Here is a 26,306-nt window from a genome sequence, read left to right on the forward strand (position 1 = left end):
CGGAAAAGGGTTTCATGAAACATAAGAGTTTTGCTAAACTGTTTATTGGAATGAGCGATGGGTATATAACTTTTATATGTACAATTCAAAGGAGGACATCATGAAAAAATTGACAGAAGTTTTTTGGATAACATTAGCCATTACTATCGCAGCTTCCGTATGGGGAATTTTCGCTCCGGGTAACTTTGAAGCGACTACCGGAACTATAATGAGCTACATATCATCGAATTTCGGCTGGTATTACTTGCTCATAGTTACGTTTTTCGTAGTTTTCTGTATTTATCTCATTTTCAGTCCTTACGGAAAGATAAGGCTTGGGAGCGCTGAAGACCGGCCTGACTATAGTTATCCGACGTGGTTTTCCATGCTGTTCAGCGCGGGTATGGGAATCGGTCTTGTATTCTACGGGGCAGCATCCCCGGTATCACATTACATAAACACACCCCCACTGGCAGAACCCGGCACGAGGGAAGCGCTTCGTGACGCTATGCGCCTTTCTTTTTTTCATTACGGAGTGCATGCCTGGGGGATATATGCGATAGTGGCTCTTGTACTTGCGTACTTTAAATTCCGTCACGGGAAGCCCGGTCTCATCAGTGCCACTCTGGAACCGATATTCGGTGATAAAATGTACGGTCCCTGGGGGAAAGCGATTGATGTTGTTGCCGTTTTTGCAACGATAGTAGGGGTTGCCACGACGCTCGGTTTCGGCGCTGCCCAAATCAACGGGGGTCTTACATATCTTCTGCAGTGGGACGAAAGCTTTTCCCTGCAGCTGATCATTATTGCAGTGGTAACTGTCCTGTTCATGATTTCCGCCTATACCGGGCTCAGCAAGGGGATTAAGCTTTTAAGTAATGCCAACATGGTGCTGGCTGCTCTGCTCTTCGGCATCATGATTATAGTGGGGCCCACCGTTTACATTGCAAATACATTCATCGATTCTCTGGGAGCATATATACAGAATTTCGCTTACGAAAGCCTGCGTCTGGCTCCGAACAGTGAAGAGGAGCGCGCCTGGGTCATGGACTGGACCGTCTTCTTCTGGGCGTGGTGGATAGCTTGGGCGCCTTTTGTCGGTATATTCATTGCCCGGGTCTCCAAGGGACGTACCATCCGCGAATTTTTGAGCGGTGTGCTCCTCATCCCTTCCCTTGTAAGCTTTTTGTGGTTTACGGTATTCGGAGCTACAGGGATCCAGACTCAGCAGAACGGTTCCGAAGTAGCAAGCCTTGCAGATACTCAGGTTCTTTTCGGAGTATTCAATGAGTTTCCGCTGGGGATCGTTATGTCTATCATCGCTATGCTTTTAATCGGTACTTTCTTTATCACTTCTGCAGATTCGGCAACTTTCGTGCTTGGTATGCAGACGACCAATGGCTCACTGAACCCTCCGAAGACGGTTAAGTTCGCCTGGGGAATCGCCCAGTCGACCGTTGCAGCTGTACTGCTTTATACAGGGGGACTGCAGGCATTACAAAATGCCCTTATTATAGCCGCTCTTCCGTTTTCCGTGATTATGCTTCTGATGGTTTACGCTTTTTATAAAGCAATTAGGGCAGACAGGGAAAAAATAAAGCAGGATTTACAGAAGTAGGAGATACTTCGATTTTTCCGCTTTACACGTAATTAAGGTAGTGGTAGCATATTTAATTGTGTAAAAAAATAAACCTCAAAAGGAGTTTGTTATGCTACAGAATAAACAGGGTCGCGTTGACTGGCCCGTATTTGGTATAAGCGGAGGGGCACTCCTCTTATTCGTGATATTTGCAATTATCGATATTAACAGTGTGACCGAATTTGTAAACACAGGATTCGCTTGGGCTGCTAAATATTTTGGTGCTTTTTGGCAGTTTCTTATGCTTGCTACATTTATAGTCGGGCTGTACCTTGCGCTTTCCAAATATGGAAACGTGAAAATGGGGAACCTTGATGAACCTGAATTAGGTTTGTACAAATGGTTATCCATTATTATGGCGACTCTTCTCGCCGGAGGTGGCGTATTCTGGGCGGCTGCCGAACCGATTACCCACTTTTTGACTGTCCCGCCTTCCCAGGGGGATCTTGATGCAGGTACGAGGGAAGCAATCGCTCCGGCTCTGGCTCAGAGTTTCATGCACTGGGGCTTTCTGGCATGGGCGATCCTCGGTACGGTAAGTGCAGTAGTGATGATGTATGGTCATTATCAGAAAGGTATGCCTCTTAAACCGCGGACGCTTCTCTATCCGATTTTCGGGGAAAAAATACGTACAGGGTGGTTCGCGACGATTGTAGATGCTTTCTCCATTATTGCAGTTGCAGCAGGTACGATCGGTCCGATCGGCTTCCTCGGAACACAGGCAAGCTATGGTCTGCAGACTATATTCAATATACCGAACAACTTCTATTCGCAGCTCGGAGTTATTGGTGCCGTAGTTCTCATCTCTACCATTTCAGCCGTCACCGGACTGTATAAAGGTATTCAGAAGCTTAGTAACTTTAACGTTCGACTGGCTATTGGACTGATATTTTTTGTTCTTATTTTCGGTCCCGGTCTGTTTATCATCAACCAGTATGTAGCAGGGTTCGGTCACTATCTTCAGCAATTCCTGGAGATGTCGACCTACCGTGATGATAGAGGATGGCTCGGTGCGTGGACTGTGTTCTTCTGGGGATGGTTCATCGGTTATGGCCCGATGATGGCGATTCTGGTCAGCCGTATTTCAAGAGGACGGTCCATCCGCCAGATCATTTTGTCCATATCTGTGCTGGCTCCGGTCATATCCGCTTTCTGGTTCACAGTACTCGGAGGTTCCGGGATCCACTTTGAACTGGAAAACCCGGGTGTTATTTCCGGTCCTCTCGCAGAAGCAGGTAACGCGGCAGCGATGTTTGCTATCACGGAACAGTTTCCGCTGGCAGTCATCATATCACCGCTGTTTCTCATACTGACTATTCTGTTTGTTGTTACGACGAGTGACTCGATGTCGTATACAATTGCGATGGCTGTGACCGGTGAAGGAGATCCGAAGCCATGGGTGCGCATATTCTGGTCTCTCCTCATGGGAACTGTTGCAGCAATACTCCTTATCATCGGTAACGGCGGAGTAGGAGCACTGCAGAACTTCATCGTAGTTACCGCAGTACCCGTTTCGTTCCTTCTGCTTCCTATGATTTGGCTTGCCCCGCGTGTAGCGAAGGAAATGGCTATCAATCAGGGAATTATGAAAAAGTGAAGAATTGAAAAAGCGTCGACCGCGAAAGGTCGACGCTTTTATTTTTGTCAGTTTAAGCTGAATTGTTTAACAAACGGACAGGGCTGAGAAAAGTCTCATTTTTTCTTTATGCTTTTCATAATAAAGCCGTCTTTCGGTAAAGCAGGCATCTTATTCAGACTGTAACTTAAATCCTGTTTCGGAAGTTTGTAGTCCAGATGCCGGGCTATATACTGGAAACTGGCTTTCAGAATTTCAAGAGTCGACCATTCTCCGGGACAGCGGTGGTTCTTCTCGTAATCGCCGCCTCCCTGAGGAATCAGATCGAATAGTCCTCCGTTCCAATTGCGGAAGCGTTCCGGATTGAAAGTTTCCGGCTCTTCCCAGATGCGCGGGTCGTGATTATTACCGTAAACGTCTATGAGCACGAGCTGCCCTTCGGAGAAGTTATATCCCTGCCACGCAAATTCTTTTTTCGTACGTGCCGGCAGGTAAGGAACGAATGGATAGAAGCGCCGCACTTCCTGAGCGAAATAGTACAGGTAATCTTCACTGGCGGCGACCTTTTCTTTCTCTTCCGGAAATTCTTCCATAGCCAGGGCGCCAAAAGTGATGAATTTACTGACAGCCACCGTCGGACGCACGATGTTCAGCAATTCAATAGCGGCCATTCGTGCATCCAGGTGGTTGCCGTTGAGATCACGGTGCATCGCCATTTCAAAAATTGCAGTGCCTTCCTGAGCTTCAAGCTTACCTTCCCGGACGTCGAGTATAAGGTTTTCAAACCACTGTTCGGAACGCTGCCGTGCTTTTCTGCTTTGAAGATGTTTAGGGCCGATAGAGCCGAACCCGTCGATCATGAGCGCGAAATCATCGGCTCTCTTTTTAACTTCTTTATCCTTAAGCGGGACGCCCGCCCATTCGCAGGAAATTTTCATTAGAAGAGTGAGCATCTCATTGTACAAAACGACTTTCCGTTTCTTTTCCCAGAATTCTGAAGCACGTTCCCAGTACTCTGCAGTAATTTGGAAGAGTCGATCAAGCGCTTCCGGGGTCATGAGAGAAAGGAACAGCCTCTTTCTGTGTTCGAAAGGATTGCCGTCCATCGTCTGGATTCCGTTTTCCCCGAACAGGGTTTTCAGTATGAAAGCGGGCATAGCGCCGCCCCGTTTCATTTTATCGTTATCATAAAAGAGTTCTGCTCCTTTTTCGCCACCAAGGAGTGCAGCTCTTTCGCCCAGCAGTTTCGTTTCATATACGTCCAGGTGCTGTTTCTGCAGACGTTTCCGGGCGAAGTTATACCCGTCTTTTAAAATTCCGAGAGAGCGGTCCGGACCTTTGTCCTTCGCGGGGAAATAAGACATTATTTATTGCTCCTTCCTATGTACAGTATAATTTAATATTATATGTAAGCTGCGATTGTTACAATAGAAAGAAATCGAAGGGGGTCTGGACTTATGGATATACACGGAATCCGGCTGGATGATAAAACGAGGTGTCGCCATTATCACAATTACGAAGATGTCGTTGCGATAAAATTTTACTGCTGCGGGGAATATTACGCCTGTATCAAATGTCACGAGGAAATGACTGAACATGAGGTGGAGGTCTGGCCTTCCGAACGACAGGGGGAGTCAGGTATCTACTGTGGGAACTGCAGGAAGGAGATGGCTGTGGAGGTGTATAAAGAACAGACGGAATGCCCGTATTGCGCTCATCCTTTCAATGCCGGCTGCCGTTTTCATTTTCCTTATTATTTTGAATGATTCCCGTTGGTAAAAAGTTCTTGACGTTAAGGTAATCACCGACGATAATAGGAGGGCTTTCTGTGTAATATAGAAGAAAGGGGCAGTTTTTTATGGAAGATCACATTTCTGTTACCTCACTGATTGTCGTCCTCGTAGCTGCTTTTTTAACTCCGATTTTACTTAAAAGGTTCCACCTCCATTTTCTGCCGGTCGTAGTGGCGGAAATTATTGTGGGACTCATCATCGGACAAAGCGGCTTCAATCTGATAGAACCGAACGAATGGCTGGATATACTATCCACGCTCGGATTTATATTCCTGATGTTTCTGAGCGGTCTGGAAATAGACTTTTCCATTTTTAAATCGGGAAAAAGGAAAAAACTGATGAACGGTAAGCCGGAACCCCACCGTTTCGGCGTGGCTGTCATTATATTCATATTTATTCTGGTTTTATCTTACCTTATTTCTCTTGCTCTTTCCCTGGCAGGTCTTGTAGAAAATGCTTTCTTTATGACGCTCGTCATTTCCACTATATCTCTCGGCATTGTAGTGCCTACGCTGAAAGAATCAGAGCTCATGAGATCTACAATCGGTCAGATTATACTGCTTGTAGCTGTAATTGCTGATCTTGTCACGATGATTCTTTTGGCAGTTTTCGTATCCTTCTATGAAAAGGGTGGAAACATGTGGCTGCTGCTCCTGCTTTTTGTGGCAGGCATCGGCCTTTATTTCCTGGGCAAATTCTTCAAGAATCAGACATTTTTCGAGACTCTTTCGACGGGTACGGTTCAAATTGGAATGAGAGCTGTCTTTACTCTGATAATGATCCTTGTCGGACTTTCCGAGTCTCTTGGAGCAGAAAACATTCTGGGCGCTTTTCTGGCCGGGGTCCTTGTTTCCCTGCTTTCGCCTAATAAAGAAATGGTCCAGCAGCTTGATTCCTTCGGATACGGTTTTCTAATTCCTATTTTCTTCGTAATGATTGGAGTGGAACTGGACATCTGGGGTCTTTTCAGTAATCCATCCGTCGTCCTGCTTATTCCGCTGCTGTTCCTCGGTCTCCTGCTATCCAAGCTCATCCCGGTGGTTGTGCTGAAGAAATGGTACGACTGGCGGACGGTGGCAGGCTCCGGATTCCTGCTTACTTCCACCCTGTCGCTCGTAATAGCAGCTGCAAAAATAGGAGAAAGGATAGGGGTGATTGACGGGGAGATGGCTTCTTCCTTAATATTGCTTGCCATTATAGCCTGTATTTTCACTCCTGTGCTTTTTAAGCAATTCTTTCCGATTGCCCAAAATGCAGAAGAGAAGAAGCGTTTGAAAATCATCGGTGCCAATCAGATCACCATGCCTTTAACGAAAGAATTTGCAGAAGAGGGATATGAGGTCTACCTTTATCACGCTCGTCCCAATCACAGTGGGGAACTTCCGGGATCGCCTGATTTTACTGTGGAAAAACTGGAAAGTTATGCGATAGAGGAACTTCAGAGCCACGGCGTATTTGATTCGGAAGTACTCGTAATCTCCACAAATGATGATGAACTGAATACGAATATTGCGCTCGAGGCTGCGGATTCGGAAATCGAGAATATCATCACTAAAGTGGAAGCGCCGACCAATCAGGCTATGCTGAAAGAGAAAGGGATAAACGTGTTTTCTACTATCTTTTCTTCCCGGGCAATGATGAAAGCGATGATCGCCTCTCCGTACATCGCTGATATTTTCGCGACAAGAGAAGAAGGACTGATGGAAGTACCGCTTACAAATCAGGAGTTTCATGGTATGAAGCTTCGGGACTTCCCATTCTTCGGTGATACGATCATCGTAAGAATTTACCGGGGTAACGAATCGATTATTCCTCATGGGGACACGGAATTACAGCTCGAAGACCGGCTGATTGTGACAGGAAACCATGAAAATATAAGTGAGCTTGAGTACCTTCTCGAGTGACATCGGTCTTAACGCAGAATGGTTCACGAAAGGATCCGGACATTGATGTCCGGATCCTTTCTTATATACGAAAAAAGGAGGGGGAATATGCGAAAAGTAAGTAGTATTTCTTCAGGAGTAGTGACATAATAAAAACAAATATAAAAAAGGAGCACAATACTGTATGGCGAAGCTGTTGGTTACATTGACTATGATTATGATACTTGTTTTTGGCTCAGTTTTGTTCTTTGTTATATACGAGTCCGCTCCTGAGGATATTAAAGCCGGAGATCTGGAAAAGAACGCAGCAGATGCGGGGAAAGATAGAAAGAAGAATGATGAGAATAAGACAGAAGGTAACAGTGCAGAGGAAACGAAAGAAAATGTGGGGAGAGAGTCTGTGAAAGACGGAACTTTCAATGAGGAAGTGGATCTTACTTTCACCGGAGACGTGCTTTTTGAAAAGTCTACGAAACAGACGGTCGCGGACGAGGGGTATGCTTACCCTTTCCACTACGTAAATGAAGAGTTTCAGAGTGACGATATTACTTTCGTTAACCTGGAAACCCCTATTACGACCAGAGGAGTGCGGGAAGATAAGATATACAATTTCCGTTCGGAGGACAAAGCACTCGACGGTCTGAAGAAGGCGGGAATCGACGCTGTATCACTGGCTAATAATCACACTCTGGATTACGGTATCACCGGTCTTGAAGACACCTTGCACGCATTGGAAAAAAGAGAGATTCCTTTTATCGGTGCGGGCCGTAACAAAGAAGAAGCCTATCGTGGATGGAAAACAGAGAAGGAGGGGAGGAGCATCCACTTTCTGGCTTTCTCCGCAGTTTTACCCAAAGTGAGCTGGTATGCAGAAGAGGACCGCCCGGGTATTGCAAGCGGTTATCAGGTGGAAAGAATGGAAAGAATAATTAAAAAAGCAGAAGCTTCGAGTGACCACGTCATTGTGCAGATGCATTGGGGAGATGAACGTCAGACCCAATTCCAGCCCGGAGAACAGCAGATTGCACATCGTCTTATAGATGCGGGAGCGGATGTGATCGTCGGGCATCACCCTCACGTTCTGCAAGGGTTCGAATATTATAAAGATGGTTTTATCGCCTATTCCTTAGGAAACTTTCTTTTCCCGGATTACGTGGACGGGGAAACAGCTTATACCGGGTATTTGAAAGTCCGGCTGAAAGAGGATGAGATCCACCCTTCTTTCATACCGATGCAGATCCGTAACGACCGGATCATGCCGGCTCCTGACGAGAAGGAAGCCCTTCAGCGCATGGAAGAACGTTCCGCCAACATCACTTTTGAGCAGAATAAAATAGTAAAGACGAGCCAACCATGATTCTGCTATGTTATAATTATAAAAAGAGATATACATTTATCCATTAAGGAGTGGATTTCCATGTACCGTACAATTGAAGAGACGGCCCGGTATCTGGAGCTTCCGGAAGATTATGTATATTCATGCATTGTATCAGGAAAGATAAGGGCAGTCCATGACGGGGAACAGTTCCTTGTTAATGCGGATCAGTTCAATCTGTACTGGGAGCAACTGGAGCAATATCAGCAGCAGATTCAGCAGTTTCTGAGCGAACCTGTTCCTGCAGACCCTGTCATAAAGGACGAAGATTAATCGCACAAGCCTCCGCGGCTTGTGCTTTTTTTTAGATGATTGTATCCTTGGAGAGACGTCACACATTCAAAGGAGGATTCAGTATGACGAAAGTAATCGAAACAGACAAGGCTCCTAAAGCAGTAGGTCCTTACTCTCAGGCAGTGGACGCGGGAGACCTTATATTCATTTCCGGGCAGATCGGTCTTGATCCGGAAACGCAGCAGTTCGTGGCTGATAGTGTGGAAGAACAGACGAAACAGGTAATGAGAAACATAGGTGCCATTCTCGAAGAAGCCGGGAAAGAATATACGGACATCGTGAAAATGGGAATCTTCCTGGATTCCATGGATGATTTCCAGACAGTCAACGAAATTTATGCCGGATTTCTGAGTGAACCTTACCCTGCGCGGGCTGCAATAGAAGCAGCTAAGTTACCAAAAGGGGCAAAAGTGGAGATGGAAGCGATTGTGAAGAAATGAGAAGCAATCTGTACGAAAAGAAGTGAATCAGCTGATAACAGCCGATTCACTTCTTTTTTAATAATAGGGTATTAATGACGTTTGTGAAGCCATAGCACTCCGGACTTCGCAATACGTGGAATCTTCCCTGTTAGCGGCTGGTTCATCATGTTACCGAAACCATCACTTTTACCGAGGGAGCCGAGGGTACCTTTTAATTTGATCGAGCTCGGTTTTTTGGGTTGCTGGCCGCGCCATACATACTTAAGAACCTCGGCGATCCGTTCTCCCTGCTCGCCGGCGAGTTGTCCGCTCGGAGAAAGCTCCGACGAAACGCAGTCGCCTACCACATAAATGTTCGTCTTCTCGGGAATCTGATAGAAGTCATTAGCGATCAGTTTCTCCTCCCGGTCTTTTTTGAATGGGAGTTCCCGGGCAAGGTGATGTGGAAGTACGCCGGCTGTCCACACTGTAACATCATTCATGTAACAGATACCGTTGTTACAGACGCCGTCTTTTTCTACATATTCGACTTTGGCTTCATGAATGACGTTCACTTCATTTTCTCTGAACCAGTCTGCTACGTGTTTCTGGATCTTTTCATCGAACGCTTTAAGGACCGTGTTCCCGCGGTCAAGCAGGCGGATATTCAAATCGGGGCGGCTCTCCCTCGTCTCTGCGGCCACTTCGATTCCGCTGAGACCTGCTCCTACAATAGTCACGTTACCGTAGGCTTTCAGATCGTTGATTTTGTACCCGGCATGACGGGCGCTGGACATCGTCTGCACACTTTCAGTGAATTCTTCGGCTCCTTCGATTCCGTGGTAGTTGTCCTCACACCCAAGAGCTATTACCAGCTGATCGAAAGCGAGCGGCTCTTCCCGTCCGGCAAGAAAGACCCGGTCCTCTTCCGCGTCTATCCTGGTGGCCTCGTCAAAAATATAGGAAATCTTTTCATGGATAGGAAAATCAACACGAACGCTTCTGTCGGACGTCGTTCCGGCGGCTATAGCATAATATTCCGTTTTCATGGCGTGGTAAGGGTTCCGGTTTACCATCGTGATATGCACATCATCCGGAATGCCGTTTTCCAAAGCATCATAAAGAACTTTGAACCCTCCATATCCTCCGCCCAGTATTAATAGTTCAGTCATTGTATGTTCACCTCTGCTGCAATTTTACGTAACAAATTTCCAATCTCTTCTTAAAGAGTATCAAAAAAAATCAGGAAAGACTAGATAAAATTTCGCAGGGTGGTTTTCTAATGGAAAAGTAGGGAAGAAGTATGAAAGAAGGAGGAGATGAACTTGGATAAACAGAGTACAATCATAGAGAATTCACTGAAAGCTATTATGGATGATAAAGAGTTTCTTCCCGATCTGAAAGCTCAGACGAGGGAGCAGGCTTATGAGTCTCTCGTTTCTATTTTAACAACGCCGAACCATATACATAAGTCGTTCCTCAGGGTGACGATGGAAGACGGAACCGTAGAGAGAATACCTGCGTTTCGCGTCCAGCACAATGATGTACTCGGACCTTATAAAGGCGGCATCCGTTTCCACCCGAGTGTCACGGAAGATGAGGTCTCCGACTTTTCTAAACTGATGACTCTTAAGAACGCCCTGCATGAAGTACCTTTCGGAGGTGGGAAAGGCGGATTGGAAATCAATCCCCGTGATTATACAGTGAAGGAACTGAACTTAATATGTAAGAAATACGTACAGTACTTCGACGATATTATAGGGCCTGATAAAGATATTCCTGCCCCCGATATGGGATCCGGGGAACGTGAGATGGACTGGATGATGGCTGAATACAAGACTATTCACACCGGAGAGACGTACCGCAACAGTTTTACGGGTAAAAGTATATTGAACGGTGGTTCTCATGGGCGGAGAGAGGCTACAGGGAAAGGAGTATACTTTTCGTTCCGCTACCTTATGTATAACTATGCAAGAGAGAACGAGAAGTGGCTGGCCCAAAATGAGAATGTATTTGCTGATACGGCAGTAAAATATGCGAAGAAAAAGATGACTATGGCTATTCAAGGGTTCGGTAATCTCGGCTCTGTCGCTGCCCTCGAAGCTTATAAATGTACTTACCTTCAAAACAAAATAGTTGCGGTAAGCGACCATAACGTCATGCTTTACAATGAAGAAGGTCTGGATGTTCCCTCTCTTGTAGAGTTTGCGAATGAGCACGACGGTGAACTTCCTACCGAAGACGACCAGCTTCAGGAGTACGACATCAAAGCGAATATCCACGACCGGGATGAACTTCTGGAACTTGATGTCGACGTACTGCTGCTGGCAGCTCTTGAAAATCAGCTTCATAAAGATAATATGGAAAATATCAAAGCCGAAATCATTATCGAAGGAGCGAACAAGCCGATTGCGGAAGAAGCCGATAAGTATTTAAGTGACAAAGGTGTATTAATCATTCCGGATATTTTGGCTAACGCCGGCGGTGTCATCGTTTCTTACTTCGAATGGATGCAGGGAAGAGAGACCCAGTTCATGTCGGAGGAAAGAGTGTATGAACGGTTATTCGATAAAATGAAACATACGATGGATACGATTCTGCCCCAGTTCTTCGGAGACCCTTTCCCGCTTCGTCAAAACTGCTACATTCACGCGGTAACGAAATTATCGACAATCATGTTTAAACAGGGAAAACTATATTAATTACCGGTCCGGGACTTTCGAGTTCCGGATCTTTGATATTTTCCAGCCTTTTCCTTAGAATAGTGGGAAAAGATAGGAAGGTGCACATATGAAACGAATACATAGCGACGTTATACAGTTCAGAGGGACACATTACGATTTTGGTTACGCTCAAGGCCTGGGGCTGAAGGGATCTCTCACGGTAGAGAACAGAAAAAAGCAGTGGGAGGTACGCATCCCGAGATTTGATGTGGATATAGAGGAAGCGAAAGAGGTGATCGACCAGTTCGCTCCTGGAATATGGACGGAGCTTGAAGGGCTGAAAGATGCTCTTGACTGGACGATGACACGGACGCTGATGGAATTCGGCGGCTACCGGGTCCCCTACAAAAAATCGGGCTGTTCCATCCTTACCGGGGACGGGTATATGATTCGAAACTATGATTATCTGCCGAAAACGTACGAGGGGAGATTCGCATTTTTCCAGCCTTCGGATACGGGATATGCTACCGCCGGCCCGACTCAGCGTATTACGGGGAGAATGGACGGGATGAATGAAAAAGGTCTGGTGATCGGGTATAACTTTATGAACCGGAAACGTCCCGGGCCGGGTTTTATCTGCTGTATGATTGGAAGAATCATTTTAGAGACCTGTGGTAATGTGGAAGAAGCGGTGGACGTATTGAAACGAATTCCGCATCGCCATTCGTTCAGCTATACAGTGTTTGACCCGTCCAGTACTCCTTACGTGGTGGAAGCATCACCGAGAGGAGTGGAAGTGAGGCAGGCGCGTATGTGTACGAATCATTTCGAAAAGCTGACGAAAGAAAACAGATACCACCTCGTGGATTCGAAGAGAAGGATGGAAGTGATGGAGAACGCCGGTCTCCCTGAAGCCGAAGAAGCTTTCAGACTTCTGAACGACAGATCCAGAGGGGTCTTTTCCGAACTGTATGATCAGTGGGCGGGCACCATTCATACTTCCGGATACCTTGTCCATGACAAAAGAATATGGTTTGCTCTCGGGGGCGATCAGTCTCCGGTAGTATTGGATTTTTCCACCTGGCTTGAGGGGGAGAACATTCCTCTTGCCCGTATAGAGGGAGAAGTCAATACCCGGGTCCCTTTTGTACATATGGAGCGCGGGGCTCACTGGAGTAAGTGAGAAGGGCAGTATTCAATATAAAAGGAGCCGGTATCACCGAACAGTTCGGTGATACCGGCTCCTTTGTTTATAACTTTTTATTTATACCGGCTTAACCGGTGTTTCTAAGCCCTGCAGCTACACCACTGATAGTGAGCAGAACTTCTTTAAGCAGTTCGTCTCCCGGGTTTTCCGTTTCCCGGAGTTCTTTGATCAGTTCCACCTGAAGGAAATTCATAGGGTCCACGTACGGATTACGCAGGCGCACGGAGTCCTGAATTGTCGGCTGATGATCGAGCAGTTCATCATCTTCAGTGATTTGAAGAAGGACTTCTTTCGTTCTTTCATATTCGTCTACAATCGTACTGAAAATCCGTTCTCCTACCTCTTCATCCTTCACGAGCGATTTGTACTCTCTGGCAGTCTGAATATCCGCTTTCGTAAGGGCCATCTGCAGATTGTTTATAGTGGAGCGGAAGAAAGGCCAGTTTTCATACATTTGGCGAAGCAGTTCCAGATTTTCATCGGCCCGGTCCCGGTAATCAGCGAGCCCGGATCCGGCAGCGAACCACCCCGGCAGCAGCTGACGACTTTGCGTCCAGGCGAACACCCAGGGAATAGCACGAAGGTTTTCGAATTTCGAACTGTCTTTACGCTTCATGGGACGAGACCCGATATTCAGTTCGCTCAGTTCGTTCAGCGGAGTAGCTTCATTGAAATAAGAAATGAAATCTTTGTCTCCGAAAACGAGTGACTGATATGTCTTTAAGGAAACGTCGGATATCTCTTCCATCGCTTCTTCCCAGCTGTTTTCCCGATGAAAACCCTGCTCTGACTCTTTTGAAACGTTAGCGGCCCCTTCGAGGAGCGTAGACGCCCCCTGTTCGAGACTACGATAAGCTATATCACGGAGCATGTACCGGGAAGAAAGGACTTCTCCCTGTTCGGTTATTTTCACGCCGTCTCCAAGTGTCTCTACCGGCTGGGAAAGAAGACTCCGGTGGAGGGGGCCTCCGCCTCTGCCGAGAGAGCCCCCGCGTCCGTGGAAGAACTTAAGACCGATGTTATACTCCCGGGCCATCTCGTGGATCTCGACCTGAGCCTTGTAGAGCCTCCAGTTGGCTGTGAGCGTGCCGCCATCTTTACTGCCATCGGAATAACCGAGCATAATCTCCTGGTGGTTGCCCCGTTTTTCCAGGTGCTTCGAAAATACTTCCATTTCAAACAGGGTCTTGATGATGTCAGGGCCTGCAACAAGGTCGTCTACAGTTTCGAGTAAAGGTGCAACGTCGAGGTCGCTTTCGACACTTCCGTCTGCATGAAGGCGGTAAATTCCGGCTTCTTTAGCAAGAACGAGAACTTCGAGAAGATCACTGACGGACTCTGTCATACTTATCAGGTAGACTTCAATGGAGCGTTTTCCGAATTCTTTATGAGCATCACGTATCATATGGAAGACGTTCATAATTTGACGGGTCGTTTCCGAATAATCCTCATTCAGCAGGGAAAGAGGTCTTGGGTCTTTCAATACATCCTCAAGGATTCCGGTTTTATCTGCTTCGCTCAGTGTTGAATAATCATCTGTAATTCCCACTTTCTGTAAAAGCTCCGAGATTGCTATTTCATGTTCGCCGCTGTGATTACGAACATCGAGAGTAGCCAGGTGGAAACCGAACAGACTTACCTGACGGATAAGTTTTCTCAGGCTTTTAAGCTCTCTGCTTTCAGGTTGATGGCGAAGCGCGTTTTCCTGAATCAGGGACAGGTCATTGAGCATCTCATCGGCGTTTCTGTAGCCGGTTTCTGACTGACCTACCTGACGCAGACGCTCTAATATCACCGCGAATTTTCTGCGGTACACTTCTTTTTCCACTTTCCATACTTTGTCTTCCGGAAGCCACGTTTCTTCTCTTTCGATAGACTGCATGAGATCTCCGGACACCTGGATGTAAGCAAGCGACTGGCTGAAACGTTTCATCAGATCGACGAGCGAGTCTTCGTATTTTTTTAAAATCAGGTTTCTGTGCTTATGCAGGGTTTCCCAGGTAACGTCCGGAGTCACGTTCGGGTTCCCATCCCTGTCTCCTCCGATCCAGGAACCGAAATGAAGAAAATCAGGTACAGACCATTCCTCTTCGGGATAGTTCGCCTCAAGCTGATGTTCGAGTTCCTGATGAATATCCGGTAAGACGTCGAACAACGTATGGTCGAAATAGTACAGGCCGTTCCTTACTTCATCCATAACGGTCGGTTTCCGCTCGCGGAGCTCTTCTGTCTGCCAAAGCACGGTGACTTCATTCTGAAGACTGTCCATAACTCCTTCTCTTTCTCTCCGGGTGAGTCTGCTTTCATCCAGCTGTTTCAAAAGGGTAGCAATCCTTTTTTGTATTTCCAGTACGGTCCGCTTCGTCGCTTCTGTAGGATGGGCCGTTATGATCAACTCCAAAGAAAGTTTGTCCAGTGTCTCCTGAATGACGTCTTTTGAATAATCATTTTCTTTTAGGTTCTGCACAGCACTCTCCAGTGAAAACGGCTGTACGGACATGTCTTCTCTGAGCTGGTACTCTCTCCGCCGGCGTATACGGTGATTCTGTTCGGCTATGTTCACCAGGTGAAAGTATATGGAAAAAGCACGAATCACCTGAGAACGCATAGGCGGTTTTAATTCGGTGATTTCCGACTTTAATGTCTCATAAGTCGAAGAATCAGGGGTGCTCCGCAAGTCCTTTGTTAACTTGCGTATTCTTTCCACTTTATCAAGTAATTCCTGACCGCCCTGATGAACGAGGACTTTACCGAGCATTTCGCCTAAGACCCGTATATCATGACGCAGTGGCGTAGTATGATTGTTAGATGTTGGTTGTGTATTCACTTCTTCACCTTCCTGTATGTTCTATTGGTTGATTCAGCTGTCGGCTGTAGAGAGGGAACCGCAAAGGTTCGTATTTTAATAATATTATCAGAATATTTCATACAGTCAAATGACGGGGCGAAGATGTATACGGCCTTATACAAACGACACCTCTCTTCTAAATGCTCAACGAAGAGAGGTGGAAAGGGTTCAGCTTATTTGTTCCTGTACTTCTTTCATCTGTTCCAGGTGACGCATTTCGTGCCATCCGATGAATTCTACCCACTGCTCCAGATTCATAGCCCCGAAGGAAGGGTGGGGAAAGGAATATTGCTGAAGTGTGTCCCCGGATTTATTATGGGTCAGAAACAATGTGACTTCTCTTGTCTTTTCGAGAGCGTCACGCGCTTCCTGTATGGAAGAGAAGACTCCTGATGGCTGGACTGCTTCCGGAGCTTCCACTTTATAGGAACGGTTGGTGGTTCGCTCGATAGGTTTGGGTGATGCAGATTCTTTCGTGCCATTTTTTATGACGTCATTGATCTGTTCAATGATGAAGTTCTCCATCAGATACAAATGTTCCAATATTTCCAGTATAGACCACGTATCGTCTGAAGGTTTCTTCCCGGCCTCCTCTTCGGAAATCTGACTGATAAAGTCCTGAATAAGCTTTCTTTTGTCTTCCAGTCCGTACATAGTTCGTCATCCTTCCCGGAATTATAACCATTGTGATTATTATAATCGTAACTGTTACTTTATAGACAAAAACTCAGGAGGTTAAACATAATTATCAGGGATAAAAAAATGAGCTTTACTGCTTTACTTTACTACCGGTTCATTGTATTATGGAAAATAACTTAAAATTAATAACGAAACTTCTTATCCAGAGAGGCGGAGGGACTGGCCCTTTGAAGCCCGGCAACCATCCTGCTGATGTGAATCAGTGTGAACGGTGCCAATTCCTGTAGAATGGACATCCATTCTAAGAGATGAGAGGATCGAGCGGATATTATAACGTCGACCCCTCTTCCTGGATATTAAGGAGAGGGGATTTTGATTGTTAGCCCGTCTAAACTCTCGGAAGAAGTGTAGTTAGAGAGAAAGGATAAGATATACTATGGCAATCGCTACTTTCGGTGCAGGATGTTTCTGGGGTGTGGAAGCGTTCTTTGACAGATTGAACGGAGTGACAAATACGACAGTCGGTTATACGGGAGGTTTCGTGGAGAATCCGTCCTACGAGCATGTGAAAACCGGAGAAACAGGACATGCAGAGTCCATTCGCATTGAGTTCGACCCTGAAGTGCTCACTTATGAAGCTCTCGTCGAGTACTTCCTTGAAGCCCATGATCCTACTTCCGTTAATCGTCAGGGGGAAGATGTGGGACATCAGTACCGCTCCGTGATTTTTTATGCGAATGAGGAGCAGCGTCAACTGTCCGTTGCAAAAATAAAAGAATGGAACGGTCGCGGAATTTTCAAATCTCCGATTATAACAGAAGTGGTGCCGGCTTCCACTTTTTATGAAGCAGAGGAATATCATCAGCAATATGTTAAAAAATATGGAGCGGCTTGCAGCGCCGTTTAAAACTTCAGCTTTTAGCTGGAGTTTTTTTATTTTATAAAGACTTTTTTAAGAAAAAGTAGTTGCTTTGGCACAGATGAAGCATAGATAATTTAAAACACCATCCGTGTTTTTCCGCTATTATATATTTAAATTGACCAATTCGGTCAACCATGTTAATATAAAAATGACCAAACCGGTCATGTCTAACTGAAAGGAGGTTAGTACCATTAATCCAAATTTTAATAAACTAACTAGGAGCAAGAAAGAACTTATTATTAACGCGTCAATCCAGGAATTTGTTCAAAACGGATTTGATAAAGCCTCAACTAATGCAATTGTAACAAGTGCCAACATTTCCAAAGGGTCGCTGTTCAATTATTTTAATAGCAAGAAAGATCTTTATGTATATTTGATCGAATTAGGCGTTCAGGTTATTGAAGATTTTTATGAGCAAATTGACTTGAGTGAAACAGATCTATTCAAAAGACTTGAAAATATCGGTTTGCAGAAATTGCATATTCAGGAAAAGCATCCTCAAATATTTGATTTCCTGACTGCTGCGGTCCAAGAGGAATCGGTTGAGGTAAAAGAAACTATCAGGAAAAGAATCGATCCCATCTATGAGCGGGGCACAGAATTAATATATAAAGATATTGATTACTCCAAGTTCCGTGAAGGGATCGATATTGAAAAGGCGATTGAGATTCTGAATTGGACGATGTTCGGTTTCAGCGATAAAGCACTTCGACAGATTAATACCTTTGAAAACTTAGAGGAATTCAGAGAAAAATATTTTGCAGAATGGAAGAGGTATTCAGAGATTCTCAAATACAGCTTTTATAAGTAAGCATGAACTGAAAAGTTGAATTCTCTAAAAAAGGAGTGTTCGTGTTATGACAGAGATTGTAACGATCCAAGGTTTACAAAAGAAATTCGGTAAGTTTCAGGCATTACGCGACGTTTCATTCACAGTAAACGCTGGAGAAGTTGTCGGCTTTATTGGTCCGAATGGGGCTGGTAAATCTACTGCTATCCGTATTTTATTGGGAATTATGAAGCGGGATGCAGGTCAAGCACAGATATTCGGTAAGGACGTTTGGAAAGACAGTCTTGAGATACACAAACGAATTTCATATGTCCCGGGAGATGTCACCCTGTGGGGAAACTTGACAGGCGGGGAGATTATTGATTTATTTCTTAAATTGCACGGGGGCGGAAATAAAAAAAAACGCGACTATTTAATAAAACGCTTTGAATTGGATCCTAAGAAAAAAGCCAAAGGGTATTCGAAAGGGAATCGTCAAAAGGTGGGTTTAATAGCAGCATTATCTGCTGATTCGGATCTGTACATTTTCGATGAACCGACTTCAGGTCTTGACCCATTGATGGAAGCGATTTTCCAGGAAGAAGTAGAAAAAATCAAAGAAACTGGCAAATCCATTCTGTTGTCCTCACATATCTTAAGTGAGGTGGAGCGTTTAGCTGACAAAGTGGCAATCATTCGCCAAGGAGAAATCGTGGAATCCGGGAGCCTTGATGATTTACGCCATTTGACCCGTTCTGCAATAACGCTGGTAACAGAGGGGGATGTGGCTGAGATGACCAATGTGAATGGCGTTTTCGATTTCGAACAAAAAGAAGATCAGGCAACGTTCTCTGCGGATAATAAACACCTTGATGAAATTTTAATGGCAGCAAGTAAATTGGGGGTCAAGAAATTTGAATCAGTGCCACCGACTCTTGAAGATTTGTTCATGCGTCATTATGAAAGCTGATTTTCAGAAAGGAGGGTGAATCAAGATGAGAGAAAATTTTGCACAATGGGAGACCTTGTTCCTGCTTAATCTGAAACGGGACTGGAAAAAGATAATTGTCTGGATTTTGGGGTTCGGCCTGTTTTCAGCAGCTTTTGTGCCAGCCTTCAAAGAAATAGCGAAAGGCAACGGCCTGCTCGGAATGTTCGAAACGCTCCAAAACCCTGCAATGATTGCAATGGTAGGTCCAACGCCGGTTGGAACAGCGGTTGATTATACACTTGGAGCCATGTACGCCCATGAAATGCTGTTGTTTTGTGGTTTGTTTTCAATGGTCATCGCTGTTCTGCATGTAGTAGGGCACACCCGAAAGGAAGAAGATCTTGGTCTGACCGAACTGGTACGCTCCTTCCAAATCGGCCGACAAGCTAATTCGTTTGCCGCGATAATGCAAATTGTTTTCATTAACCTTTTATTATCACTTTTTATTAGCGTCGTGATGATCAGCTTTGATGCTGAGACTATTTCTGTCGAGGGCGCCTTTTTGTTCGGAGCCTCGGTTGGAATTGCCGGTATTATTGGTGCCGCTATTGCTCTCGTGATGGTACAAATTATGCCTGCTTCCTCCTCTGCAACAGGTTCAACGCTCGGAATAATCGGGTTATTGTACATTATTCGTGCCGGGACAGACGTTTCGAACGTTGATCTCTCCATGCTCAATCCGTTAGGCTGGACCTACCTCACCTACCCGTTTACTGAAAATAATTGGATTGCGCTTGTTTTTGCATTGATTTTCAGTTTGATTGCAGTAGTCGTCGCTTTTTCACTTGAAAGAGGCCGCGACATGGGGGCCGGTTACCTCCCGAGCAGAGAAGGTCGGGAAAGCGCAGCTAACTCTTTATTGTCCGTCCATGGTTTATTTATTAAGCTTAACAGAGGTACTATAATTAGCTGGTTGATAGCTTTTATTGTTATGGGCGCTGCTTACGGTTCAATTTATGGTGACATGCAAACTTTTCTCGAAAGCAACGAAATTATGAAACAAATGTTTGCGCAGGCGGACGTTTCCATTGAAGAATCATTTACAAGCACGATAATGATGGTGATGATTGCTTTAGTGTCGATTCTGCCGATTGCCATTGTAAATAAACTGTTTGCCCAGGAAAACAGGGCATATTTAAGTCAGATTTTTGCTACAAAAGTGACCCGCAGCCGACTTTATTGGACCAGCATCGGTTTAGCTATTATTACAGGAGCAGCGGGAATTCTAATAGCTGCCGGCAGCCTTGGTGGTACAGCTGTATCTGCTATGGGAGGCAGATCAACAATGGAGATAGCTGATTTTCTTGGTTCAGGCTTCAATTTCCTGCCGTCCCTGCTGTTCTTTATCGGTTTAGCTTCCTTAGCTCTTGGCTGGTCACCGAAATCAGGAAAAGTCGTATATGTGTACCTTGCATACTCTTTTCTGTTGAACTATTTCGGTGGGATCGTAGATTTGCCGGAATGGTTTTCAAAAACAGCCATTCAAAGCTGGATACCTCGATTGCCATTAGAAGATTTTGATGCATCAATCTTTATTACAATAACCTTAATGAGTATCGCTTTAATAATAATTGGTCACTTTGGTTACAATCGACGGGACATGATCGAAGGAGCTTAATGTTTACCAAGAAGCAAGATGGCGAACGCTATAAAGTATATCAATGAATAGTAACAGTACTGATTATTTGAAAAGGCGCATTTTTCCACGGAAGAATGCGTTTTTTGATGTGAATTTTCAGGAAACTCTACGTGAGTGCTTACGCTTCTATAACTGTTTGGTATACTAGGCGTAACAGGGGGTGGATGTATGACGCTTAACGACTGGGTCCTCGGAGCTATGTGTTTTTTTCTGATTCTCGGGGCTCTGGACTATTACATACTGAACAGACGGCTGAAACTCGGGGACCGGTTTTACGAGGCGTTCCGGATGATGGGAACGCTTGCTCTTGCCATGATAGGGGTCATCTCGTTCGCCCCCGTGATGGCCGAGTGGATGGCTCCGGTAGTCGTGCCGCTGTACGAATGGCTGGGGGCGGACCCCGGTATGTTTCCATCGATGCTTCTGGCTATCGATACCGGGGCGTATCCCCTGGCCGAGTCCCTTGCCGAGGACGCGGAAGCGGCTGTATTTTCATGGTCGCTTCTCGGAACGATGATGGGTTCGACCGTAGTGTTTACTATACCGGTAGCGCTTTCGGTATTACATAAGCAGGATTACCGTTATTTTGCCAAAGGAGTTCTGATCGGATTTACGACTATCCCCGTGGGCTGTTTTACAGGCGGGTTTCTTGGAGGATATGCTTTTGACTGGATGTTTGTAAATCTGCTCCCTTCCATTGTTCTTGCAATTTTAATTTCCATCGGTCTCGGTTTATTTACAGCTGTCACTATACGACTGTTCGCCGCATTTGGTAAGATAGTGGAAGTCCTTATTGCTGTAGGTCTCGTTTCTATTACTATTGAAACACTTCTTGGAGTGAGCGTTATCCAGGGTCTGGCTCCTTTGTCGGAAGGGGCGGTGATTGTCGCGAAAATAACAGTCACCCTGGCCGGAGCTTTTCCTCTGGTCGCTTTTCTCGAAAGAATGCTGCAGAGGCCTTTTGAGATAATCAGACCTTGGGTGAAAGTGGATAAAGTGGCGATGACGGGGCTGTTGGCCTCTATGGCTCACAATATACCTATGCTGGTAACAATGAAGGATATGGAGCCGAGGGGGAAAGTGATCAACTCAGCTTTCGCTGTCAGTGGAGCTTTTGCACTCGGAGCTCATATCGCTTTTGTGGCAGGCATTGAAAAGGATATGGTAGTGCCGGTGCTTGCCGGTAAGTTGAGTGCCGGCTTTCTTGCAGTAGTTATCGCATGGGCAGTAACAACAAAAGAGGAGGGGAAGTCCCATGAAACGGTGGTCGGATACGATTGAGGTAGAGACACCGATTGAACACGTCTGGTCATATTTCGATCAGTCCCTGGAACAGACCAAAAAAATTATGCCGAATATCGAAGAACACCGGCTCATCCATTCTTCCGGAGAGACGGTCGGGAATGTGTACAGACAATCGTACGGCGTAGGAGAGACAAAGGAAGAATACGAGGTTACCGTAACTGAATTCAAAGATGAAGAAAATGAAAAAAGACTCACTTATTCTTATACACTGGCCGGGGTTTATGATATACAGGCCACTTATTTACTTGAAAAAGCGGGAGAGAAGAAGACGACGTTCACCTATCTGTCTTCAAATAGGCCAAGGAAATGGTATTTACGGATACTGATTCTTTTCTCCAACGATCAGGCCGTCGCTAACTTTGTCCGTCGCGTGAAAAGAGTGGCCGAGGAAGAATATAACGAATAGTACGGGTGTATACAAAAGTTGCCGCTCTCCCTTAGTGCTTTATGAGGGGGAGCGGCAACTTGTTTTCCTTACCTTCTTCCGAGAAGGTTAAAGTATGAAGATCCAGATCAGTGCTAACGTAATAACAAAGGTGATAACGTAGATGATGCTGAGACGACGGAAACTGGAAGTATCACGGGAGTCGGATTTCAGGCTGGCCAATTCTTCATCACTGTCGGCCGAATGTTCCTGCTTGTTCAGGTTTTTTCCGATATAGATAGTGGCTCCAAGGGCAACGGCTGTCATAATGATAGCTGCGGTATAATACAGTGGATACATAATATCTCCCCTTTCAGAAATAGGGTATATGCCAAACATACTATTATTATATAAAGAACGCAATTTCTTTTACATTTTTTCCACGGTTTTCATCCCGAGCAGATGGAGTCCTTTTTTCAGCACCGTAATTACCGCCTGTACAAGAGTGAGACGCTGATTCATCTGGTCCGTCTGTAAAATTTTCGTGTGGGCGTAGTACTGGTTGAAATGTTTTGACAGTTTTAAAAGATAGCGGGCAATGACGGAAGGGTCTTTCTGTATAAAAGCTCTTTTCGTTTCATCGGGGAAGAGATGCAGTTGTTTTACAAGTTCCCAAGCGCTCCCGTCTTTCAGGTCGGTCCTGAAGTCGAAATCGGCTTTTTCGGTAAGTGAAACGGCACGGGCATAAGTGTATTGCAGGTATGGTCCCGTATTTCCTTCGAAAGTGAGCATATCATCCAGTGAAAATTCAACGTCGTTTTGTCTCTGATGTTTCAAGTCGTGGAAAATCACCGCTCCTGTCCCTATGTCGGCATTGCCTCCGGCCCGTTCCCGGGCTTCTTCGAGTACGTCTTCAAGCAGAATAGTTCTCCCTTTCCTCGTCGACATCTTTTTTCCGTCCTGAAGCATCATGCCGAAAGAGATGTGCTTCATGGAGGGTGCCCAGGGGAATCCGGCTTTTTCCAGCACCTTCTGAATTTGTTCAAAGTGGAGCGTCTGTTCATTTCCGACCACGTACAAACTTTCAGTGAAACGATAGGTCCGATATCGATCGATCGCAGCCGTCAGATCTCTCGTAGCATAGGTTGTCGTGTCGTTACTTTTAACCATCAGACATGGGGGGAGATCATATTCATCCAGGCGCACTACGAGGGCCCCTTCGGATTGTTCGAGCAGTCCTTTTTCGTCAAGCATCGCTATCGTTTCTCCCATTTTATCACTATAGTAAGCTTCTCCCCGTGTCAGATCGAAAGTTATATCAAGCTGTTCATAAATTCTGTCGAACTCTTCGAGAGATAACTCACGGAAATGACTCCACAGAGCTGCGGCTTCCTCCTCTCCTTCTTCAAGACGCTTGAACCAGTCACGCCCCGCTTCTGTAAGTGACGGATTTTGTTTTGCCTCCTCGTGAAATCTGACGTAAATGTTTGAAAGTTCTTTCAGAGGATTTTCCTCTAATTTATCTTTCTCCCCCCATCGTTCGTAGGCTGCCAGCAGGTGACCGAACTGAGTGCCGTAATCGCCTACATAATTGATTTTCACTGGAGTATAACCGCAATATTCGGCGAGCAGGCTCAGAGAATTGCCGATGATTGTAGAACGAAGATGTCCCATGGAGAAGGGTTTTGCTATATTTGGGGCCGATAAATCCAGTACTACACGTTCTCCTTCCCCGAAACGGTGACGGCCGTAGTCATTGTGGGCAGCACGGCGGAGGATGTGGTCGGTCATAAAAGACTGGTCGAGAAAAATATTAACGTAGCCGTTAAGGGCTTCCGTGCCCGCAAAAATAGGGTGATCCAGCTGAGCGCTCACATCCTCTGCTATGTTTTGAGGATTTTTTCTGAAGTGCCGGGCCAGGAAAAAGCACGGGAAGGCGATATCCCCATGGCCGTTGTGTTTCGGCTGCTCAAGTTTCTGTTTCAGGTCTTCCGGAGTGAACTCCTCCCCGAGGATGTGAGCGAGCTGTAACGCGATGATTTCTTTTTCCATGTTTTCATCTCCTTTTCGGATCGAACCAGGTTTTTGTGTACTGTATAAAAGTTATTTGACATAAAAAAGCCCCCACGTCGTAAAGAGACGTGGGGGCGCCGCGCGGTACCACTCTTTTAGCCTTAAGGCCACTTGATCGGATAACGGGGTCCATCCAGGCGGCAGAGCTACTTATGTTCACTCCCGCACCTCAGAAGTCCGGTTCCTCCATCGTTTTTTGCCGGGCTCCCACCATCCCCGGTTCGCTGTTGAAAAAACAGATTAGATTACTCTCTTCGTCAAAGGTGATATGTTATTATTAGAAAATATAGCATAGTAAGAAAAGTAAATCAATAACCGGATTAAAAATGAAAGTGCAGGGAAAAAACAAAGTAGAGGTGAAGATTTCTATGGAAAAATTACAGACGATTACAGAAGCCAGACAAATAATTTCCAAAGAGAAACTGTCGCTGGTGTATATTTCCCAGCCGACCTGTTCTGTCTGCCATAGCCTGAAACCGCAGGTGGAAGAGTTGCTTGAGAGCTATCCGGAAGTAAAAGCGATTCACCTGGATGCGACTGAAATTCCGGAGGTATCCGGAGAATTTCAAGTGTTTACGGTACCTGTGGTACTTGTCTATTCAGAAGGAAGGGAACTTATAAGAGAAGCACGTTTCGTACCGGTAGGAGAACTGGATTATCAGCTGGATAAATTGCAGGATGCCATGAATGCATAAGAAGAGCCGCTCTCTAAAAGAACGGCTCTTCTTTATCATTGTTACACTTTTCTCGGAATCCATCCCGGAACACTCATGATGTTTGTCCACATCGGTTCGGGAATCACCAGCTCTTCCTGCGCATCCATATCCATTTCCGTAACTATGTGGTCTTCCTGTCCTTTTTCCACTTTCACAGCCCAGTCCGGGTCGATAAGGAGCTCTCTTCCTAAAGCCAGCAGTGGTACAGTTTCGAGTGCTTTTTCCGCATCTTCTTTTGTTCTTATTTCTCCGACACCGACAAGAGGAAGGTCGTCCCCGATCTGGTCTCTGATCTGCCGAATGACGGAGCTTCCATCATCTTCTTTCCGGATGGAAGACTGGTGGAAATCCCTCAGGGAAATATGAAGATAGTCCAGTCCTCTTTCGGTTAATTCGCTGACCAGTTTCATTGTGTCTTCAAGTGCAATACCGGGAGTATGCGGTTCTTCCGGGGAAAACCGGTATCCGGTGATGAAAGGGGTTCGGGCGTATTCCCGTACGGCCTGCTTCACCGCTTCCGTAACTTCTAACGGAAATGTCATACGCTGCCACACATCTCCGCCCCATTTATCGGTCCGGCGGTTGGAATGAGGGGAGAAGAACTGCTGAAGCAGATATGTATTCGCCCCGTGAAGTTCCACTCCGTCAAACCCGGCTTCAATTGCCCGTCTCGTAGCCTGTTTGAAGTCCTCGACTGTTTGTGAAACTTCTTCTTCAGACATCTCTCTCGGAGTTGCGGCCCCTTCACGTTCGGAGGGGACAGCACTGGCCGAGACCGGTGTTTCGTCCGGCAGGAGATGGGGCGGGCTCATTCGTCCTCCGTGATAGATTTGCAGGATGGCTTTTGCTCCTTCTTGATGGATGACTTCTGCCAGTCGTTTCAGGCCCGGAATGAGTTCGTCACGGTCTACCCCTATTTCTCCGTCGAAGCCTTTACCCTGCGTATTTACGTTTGCGCAGGCCGTAATGACGGTTCCGGTTCCACGTGATCTTCTTTTATAATAAGTCAATTCTTTTTCGGAGACCCGGCCATCTTCTTCCGAGAGAAAATTTGTCATGGGGGCCAGGATTAGCCGGTTTTTCAACGTTACGCCCGAAGGCAGTGTATATGAATCGAACATTTATGTTTCCTCCTTTGCTTTTATGAGTTTAACATTCGGAGAAAGGCAAGGTCTTTTAAATTGCTTTTATCATCCGTCATTAAACAGATATTTATTTCTGCTGAAGATC

The 26,306-nt window shown here is 45.8% G+C and carries 23 protein-coding genes, 1 pseudogene and 1 riboswitch; of the genes and pseudogenes, 17 read left to right on the forward strand and 7 right to left on the reverse strand.

Annotation, left to right across the window (positions count from 1 at the left end):
* The first annotated feature begins 100 nt into the window (after positions 1-100).
* Together BLU03_RS10705 and BLU03_RS10710 are read left to right on the forward strand one after the other, a co-directional pair.
* Complete coding sequence (locus BLU03_RS10705) at positions 101-1,597, forward strand: glycine betaine uptake BCCT transporter (RefSeq protein ID WP_093107738.1); 1,497 nt, start codon at positions 101-103, stop codon at positions 1,595-1,597.
* Positions 1,598-1,688: 91 nt separating this feature from the next.
* The gene (locus BLU03_RS10710) at positions 1,689-3,215 is read left to right on the forward strand and encodes a BCCT family transporter (RefSeq protein WP_093107740.1); all 1,527 of its coding nucleotides are present in this window, start codon (positions 1,689-1,691) and stop codon (positions 3,213-3,215) included.
* Between the two features lie 95 nt (positions 3,216-3,310).
* On the opposite strand, the gene BLU03_RS10715 is transcribed toward BLU03_RS10710, so the two are convergent.
* Positions 3,311-4,558: a cytochrome P450 gene (locus BLU03_RS10715; RefSeq protein WP_093107742.1), complete on the reverse strand. Its 1,248-nt coding sequence runs from the start codon at positions 4,556-4,558 to the stop codon at positions 3,311-3,313.
* A 93-nt stretch (positions 4,559-4,651) separates the two neighbouring features.
* On the opposite strand from BLU03_RS10715, the gene BLU03_RS10720 reads away from it, so the two are divergent.
* The 5 genes from BLU03_RS10720 (at position 4,652) to BLU03_RS10740 (ending at position 8,979) form a co-directional block, all read left to right on the forward strand.
* On the forward strand, positions 4,652-4,960 hold the full coding sequence (locus tag BLU03_RS10720; protein WP_008588334.1) for a CHY zinc finger protein: 309 nt from the start codon (positions 4,652-4,654) through the stop codon (positions 4,958-4,960).
* Positions 4,961-5,052: 92 nt separating this feature from the next.
* Positions 5,053-6,891: a monovalent cation:proton antiporter family protein gene (locus tag BLU03_RS10725; RefSeq protein ID WP_093107744.1), complete on the forward strand. Its 1,839-nt coding sequence runs from the start codon at positions 5,053-5,055 to the stop codon at positions 6,889-6,891.
* Between the two features lie 163 nt (positions 6,892-7,054).
* The gene (locus tag BLU03_RS10730) at positions 7,055-8,227 is read left to right on the forward strand and encodes a CapA family protein (RefSeq protein WP_093107746.1); all 1,173 of its coding nucleotides are present in this window, start codon (positions 7,055-7,057) and stop codon (positions 8,225-8,227) included.
* Between the two features lie 60 nt (positions 8,228-8,287).
* Positions 8,288-8,518, forward strand: a complete 231-nt coding sequence (locus BLU03_RS10735) for an excisionase family DNA-binding protein (protein WP_008588341.1) — start codon at positions 8,288-8,290, stop codon at positions 8,516-8,518.
* A gap of 83 nt (positions 8,519-8,601) precedes the next feature.
* On the forward strand, positions 8,602-8,979 hold the full coding sequence (locus BLU03_RS10740) for a RidA family protein (protein WP_008588344.1): 378 nt from the start codon (positions 8,602-8,604) through the stop codon (positions 8,977-8,979).
* A 71-nt stretch (positions 8,980-9,050) separates the two neighbouring features.
* On the opposite strand, the gene BLU03_RS10745 is transcribed toward BLU03_RS10740, so the two are convergent.
* Complete coding sequence (locus tag BLU03_RS10745) at positions 9,051-10,112, reverse strand: NAD(P)/FAD-dependent oxidoreductase (RefSeq protein ID WP_008588345.1); 1,062 nt, start codon at positions 10,110-10,112, stop codon at positions 9,051-9,053.
* A 153-nt stretch (positions 10,113-10,265) separates the two neighbouring features.
* Between BLU03_RS10745 and BLU03_RS10750 the strand changes: the two genes are divergently transcribed.
* Both BLU03_RS10750 and BLU03_RS10755 read left to right on the forward strand, forming a co-directional pair.
* A complete protein-coding gene (locus BLU03_RS10750) occupies positions 10,266-11,642 on the forward strand; it encodes a Glu/Leu/Phe/Val family dehydrogenase (protein ID WP_008588347.1) in 1,377 nt (458 codons plus the stop codon).
* 88 nt (positions 11,643-11,730) lie between these two features.
* The gene (locus BLU03_RS10755; protein ID WP_093107748.1) at positions 11,731-12,786 is read left to right on the forward strand and encodes a C45 family autoproteolytic acyltransferase/hydolase; all 1,056 of its coding nucleotides are present in this window, start codon (positions 11,731-11,733) and stop codon (positions 12,784-12,786) included.
* A 91-nt stretch (positions 12,787-12,877) separates the two neighbouring features.
* Here BLU03_RS10755 and ppc read toward each other — a convergent pair whose 3' ends face one another.
* Positions 12,878-15,637, reverse strand: coding sequence for a phosphoenolpyruvate carboxylase (ppc, locus tag BLU03_RS10760; RefSeq protein WP_093107750.1), 2,760 nt, complete (start codon positions 15,635-15,637; stop codon positions 12,878-12,880).
* A 189-nt stretch (positions 15,638-15,826) separates the two neighbouring features.
* Positions 15,827-16,312: a DinB family protein gene (locus BLU03_RS10765; protein ID WP_093107752.1), complete on the reverse strand. Its 486-nt coding sequence runs from the start codon at positions 16,310-16,312 to the stop codon at positions 15,827-15,829.
* A gap of 180 nt (positions 16,313-16,492) precedes the next feature.
* Positions 16,493-16,612: riboswitch (SAM riboswitch) on the forward strand.
* Between the two features lie 121 nt (positions 16,613-16,733).
* Here BLU03_RS10765 and msrA point away from each other — a divergent pair.
* The 7 genes and pseudogenes from msrA to BLU03_RS10795 all read left to right on the forward strand — a co-directional run bounded on the left by msrA (position 16,734) and on the right by BLU03_RS10795 (position 22,329).
* Entirely contained in the window at positions 16,734-17,204 is a 471-nt protein-coding gene (gene msrA, locus BLU03_RS10770) for a peptide-methionine (S)-S-oxide reductase MsrA (protein ID WP_093107754.1), read from the forward strand.
* A 253-nt stretch (positions 17,205-17,457) separates the two neighbouring features.
* Positions 17,458-17,577, forward strand: a pseudogene (locus tag BLU03_RS13840) (TetR/AcrR family transcriptional regulator); the annotation flags it as partial.
* 15 nt (positions 17,578-17,592) lie between these two features.
* Complete coding sequence (locus tag BLU03_RS10775; protein WP_245698829.1) at positions 17,593-18,030, forward strand: TetR/AcrR family transcriptional regulator; 438 nt, start codon at positions 17,593-17,595, stop codon at positions 18,028-18,030.
* A gap of 46 nt (positions 18,031-18,076) precedes the next feature.
* On the forward strand, positions 18,077-18,958 hold the full coding sequence (locus BLU03_RS10780; RefSeq protein ID WP_076571343.1) for an ABC transporter ATP-binding protein: 882 nt from the start codon (positions 18,077-18,079) through the stop codon (positions 18,956-18,958).
* A 25-nt stretch (positions 18,959-18,983) separates the two neighbouring features.
* Positions 18,984-20,597, forward strand: coding sequence for an ABC transporter permease (locus BLU03_RS10785; protein WP_093107758.1), 1,614 nt, complete (start codon positions 18,984-18,986; stop codon positions 20,595-20,597).
* 189 nt (positions 20,598-20,786) lie between these two features.
* Positions 20,787-21,899 (forward strand): ethanolamine utilization protein EutH, encoded by a 1,113-nt coding sequence (locus BLU03_RS10790; RefSeq protein ID WP_076571347.1) that lies wholly within the window; start codon positions 20,787-20,789, stop codon positions 21,897-21,899.
* A complete protein-coding gene (locus BLU03_RS10795) occupies positions 21,874-22,329 on the forward strand; it encodes an SRPBCC family protein (RefSeq protein WP_076571349.1) in 456 nt (151 codons plus the stop codon). The genes BLU03_RS10790 and BLU03_RS10795 overlap by 26 nt, the downstream gene beginning before the upstream one ends.
* An 87-nt stretch (positions 22,330-22,416) precedes the next feature.
* Here BLU03_RS10795 and BLU03_RS10800 read toward each other — a convergent pair whose 3' ends face one another.
* Positions 22,417-22,647: a hypothetical protein gene (locus BLU03_RS10800; protein ID WP_008588364.1), complete on the reverse strand. Its 231-nt coding sequence runs from the start codon at positions 22,645-22,647 to the stop codon at positions 22,417-22,419.
* A 69-nt stretch (positions 22,648-22,716) separates the two neighbouring features.
* Entirely contained in the window at positions 22,717-24,339 is a 1,623-nt protein-coding gene (argS, locus tag BLU03_RS10805) for an arginine--tRNA ligase (RefSeq protein WP_093107760.1), read from the reverse strand.
* Between the two features lie 389 nt (positions 24,340-24,728).
* On the opposite strand from argS, the gene BLU03_RS10810 reads away from it, so the two are divergent.
* Positions 24,729-25,055 (forward strand): thioredoxin family protein, encoded by a 327-nt coding sequence (locus BLU03_RS10810; RefSeq protein ID WP_245698830.1) that lies wholly within the window; start codon positions 24,729-24,731, stop codon positions 25,053-25,055.
* A gap of 41 nt (positions 25,056-25,096) precedes the next feature.
* Here the strand turns inward: BLU03_RS10810 and BLU03_RS10815 are convergent, their stop codons facing one another.
* On the reverse strand, positions 25,097-26,197 hold the full coding sequence (locus BLU03_RS10815; protein WP_093107764.1) for an NADH-dependent flavin oxidoreductase: 1,101 nt from the start codon (positions 26,195-26,197) through the stop codon (positions 25,097-25,099).
* Positions 26,198-26,306: the final 109 nt, after the last annotated feature.

It is taken from the genome of Salimicrobium album (genome assembly GCF_900107115.1).
In the GTDB taxonomy this organism is placed as follows: Bacteria; Bacillota; Bacilli; order Bacillales; family Halobacillaceae; genus Salimicrobium; species Salimicrobium album.